The sequence below is a fragment of the Streptomyces sp. YS-3 genome, from assembly GCF_045257485.1.
Taxonomy (GTDB): domain Bacteria; phylum Actinomycetota; class Actinomycetes; order Streptomycetales; family Streptomycetaceae; genus Streptomyces.
Genome location: NZ_JBJHPC010000741.1, coordinates 1 through 2,949 on the forward strand (window position 1 = coordinate 1; position 2,949 = coordinate 2,949).

Sequence of the window (2,949 nt, forward strand, 5' to 3'; positions counted from 1 at the left end):
CTCGCCGGCACCGACGCCGACGGCGCCCAGCACACCGCCGGACACCCCGAGCGGCACGGCGTCCCCGCCGCAGCCCTCGTGAGGCCGGGGCGGGGCGCGCGGCCGTCAGCGGGCCGGGTCCGCCGGGTGCGGTGCCACCAGCGGCAGCGCGGAGGCGAGCCGCGCCTCGCACAGGCCCACGAGCACGTCGTACGCCTCCTTGCCCATCAGCTCGGTCAGCTCCGGCCGGTAGGTCACATAGACCGGCTCGCCCGCGCCGTGCGCCGAGGTCGCCGAGGTGCACCACCAGTGCAGGTCGTGGCCGCCCGGCCCCCAGCCGCGCCGGTCGTACTCACCGATCGAGATCTGCAGCACGCGCGTCTCGTCCGGCCGGTCGATCCAGTCGTAGGTGCGCCGCACCGGCAGCTGCCAGCAGACGTCCGGCTTGGTCTCCAGCGGCTCCTTGCCCTCGCGCAGCGCCAGGATGTGCAGCGAGCAGCCCGCGCCGCCCGCGAACCCGGGCCGGTTCTGGAAGATGCAGGAACCTTCCCACCTGCGGGTCTGCCGCTCACCGTCGTCATCGAGCTGGACCCAGCCGCTCTGGGTGCCCTCGTCGTGGAACTGCCACAGCTCCGGCGTGAGCCGCGCCACGTGCCCCGCCACGCGCTTCTCGTCGTCCTCGTCCGAGAAGTGCGCGCCGAGGGTGCAGCAGCCGTCGTCGGCGCGGCCCGCCTGGATGCCCTGGCAGCCGCTCCCGAAGACACACGTCCACCGCGAGGTCAGCCACGTCAGATCGCAGCGGAAGACCTGTTCGTCGTCGGCGGGGTCGGGGAACTCCACCCACGCGCGCGGGAAGTCGACCCCCTGCTCGTCCGCCCGCGGCCCGGGAGTCCTGGGGGTCTTGGCTTTGCCCGGCTTCGCCTTTTTCGTCTTTGGCACGGGACAAGCGTATGTCCGCGACGGCAGTAGCGTTCAGCCCATGAGACTCGGAGTCCTCGATGTGGGGTCGAATACGGTTCACCTGCTGGTGGTGGACGCGCACGCCGGTGCCGCGCCCCTGCCCGCGTACTCGCACAAGGCCGAGCTGAGGCTCGCCGAACTCCTCGACGAGGACGGGGCGATCGGGCCGGAGGGCGTCGACAGGCTGGTGGCCACGGTCAGCACGGCGCTGATCGCGGCCGAGGACAAGGGCGTCGAGGAGATGCTCCCGTTCGCCACCTCCGCCGTCCGCGAGGCCAGCAACGCCGACCTGGTGATCGGCCGCGTCAAGGAGGAGACCGGGGTCGACCTCGGTGTCGTGTCCGGCGAGGAGGAGGCCCGCCTCACCTTCCTGGCGGCCCGCCGCTGGTACGGCTGGTCGGCCGGGAAACTCCTGCTTCTGGACATCGGCGGCGGCTCCCTGGAGATCGCTTACGGGATCGACGAGGAGCCGGTCGCGGCCGTGTCGCTGCCGCTGGGCGCCGGCCGGCTCACCGCGGCCTGGCTGCCCGGCGACCCGCCCGACCCCTCCGACGTACGGGCGCTGCGCCGCCACGTCCGCGCGCAGATCGCCCGGACGGTCGGCGAGTTCGCCCGCACCGGCTCCCCGGACCACGTGGTCGCCACCTCCAAGACCTTCAAGCAGCTGGCCAGGATCGCGGGCGCCGCCCGTTCCACCGAGGGCGTGTACGTCCAGCGCACCCTGAGCCGCCGGTCGCTGGAGGAGTGGGTGCCCAAGCTCGCCGCGATGACCACCGAGCAGCGCACCACGCTGCCGGGCGTCTCCGAGGGCCGGGCGCGCCAGCTGCTCGCGGGGGCGCTGGTGGCCGAGGGGGCGATGGACCTGTTCGGCGTGGAGGAGCTGGAGATCTGTCCGTGGGCGCTGCGCGAGGGCGTGATCCTGCGCCATCTGGACCAGCTGCCGACGGGATGACGGGCGGGGCGGCCGGGGCGTCCGGGGCGGCGGACCCGGCGGGGACGTCGGGTTCCGGCCAGCTGGACGGTCCCCTCGCGGGCGCTGTTGTGGGTGCCCGTAGGCTGTCTCCGTGGCAGAACCAGTAGTGCGCATCCCGGATGCGAAGGTCGCCCTGTCGACGGCTTCGGTCTATCCGGAGTCGACGGCGACGGCCTTCGAGATCGCCGCACGCCTGGGGTACGACGGCGTCGAGGTCATGGTCTGGACCGACCCGGTCAGCCAGGACATCGAAGCCCTGCGACGGCTCTCGGACTACCACCAGGTGCCGATCCTCGCCGTTCACGCCCCCTGTCTGCTGATCACCCAGCGGGTCTGGTCGACCGACCCGTGGGTGAAGCTCCAGCGGGCGAGAGCCGCGGCCGAGAAGCTCGGCGCCTCCACCGTGGTGGTGCACCCGCCGTTCCGCTGGCAGCGCCAGTACGCCCGTGACTTCGTCACCGGCATCTGGCGGATGGCGGACGAGACCGATGTGCGGTTCGCCGTCGAGAACATGTACCCGTGGCGCTACCGCGACCGGGAGATGCTCGCGTACGCACCCGACTGGGACGTCACCAAAGACGACTACCGGCACTTCACGGTCGACCTCTCGCACGCCGCGACCGCCCGCACCGACGCGATGGCGCTCGTCGACCGCATGGGCGACCGGCTCGCGCACGTCCACCTCGCCGACGGCAAGGGCTCGGCCAAGGACGAGCACCTGGTCCCGGGCCGGGGCAGCCAGCCGTGCGCCGAGCTCCTCGAAGGGCTCGCCCGCACCGGCTTCGGCGGCCACGTCGTCATCGAGGTCAACACCCGCCGGGCCATGTCCGCGGCCGAACGCGAGGCCGACCTCGCCGAGGCACTCGCCTTCACCCGGCTGCACCTGGCGTCGAAGGTCCGCCGGTGACCGGGGCCGCCCCCGCGTCCGCGTCGGCCCCGCGCCGCCGCGGGCGGGGCCGCCCCCGCGCGCGGAGGCCGACAGCGGCCCCGGCGCGCACCGGCGGATGAGGGAGGGCAGGGGGTGCAGGGGCGCAGCC

General features: G+C 73.6%; 3 protein-coding genes. 2 read left to right on the forward strand and 1 reads right to left on the reverse strand.

Features of this window, described 5'->3' with window-relative positions; genetic code table 11:
- Positions 1–105: 105 nt before the first annotated feature.
- A complete protein-coding gene (locus ACJA3G_RS34115; protein WP_406556908.1) occupies positions 106–918 on the reverse strand; it encodes a hypothetical protein in 813 nt (270 codons plus the stop codon).
- Positions 919–958: 40 nt separating this feature from the next.
- Between ACJA3G_RS34115 and ACJA3G_RS34120 the strand changes: the two genes are divergently transcribed.
- Together ACJA3G_RS34120 and ACJA3G_RS34125 are read left to right on the forward strand one after the other, a co-directional pair.
- Positions 959–1,891, forward strand: coding sequence for a Ppx/GppA family phosphatase (locus ACJA3G_RS34120; protein ID WP_406556909.1), 933 nt, complete (start codon positions 959–961; stop codon positions 1,889–1,891).
- 112 nt (positions 1,892–2,003) lie between these two features.
- Positions 2,004–2,819 carry a sugar phosphate isomerase/epimerase family protein gene (locus tag ACJA3G_RS34125; RefSeq protein WP_406556910.1) on the forward strand — a complete coding sequence of 272 codons (816 nt, stop codon included), beginning with the start codon at positions 2,004–2,006 and terminating at the stop codon, positions 2,817–2,819.
- The last annotated feature ends 130 nt before the right edge of the window (positions 2,820–2,949 follow it).

Bases quoted from the DNA above. Each gene is read 5' to 3' on its own strand.
- ACJA3G_RS34120 (WP_406556909.1), top strand. From the start codon at position 959: ATGAGACTCGGAGTCCTCGATGTGGGGTCGAATACGGTTCACCTGCTG.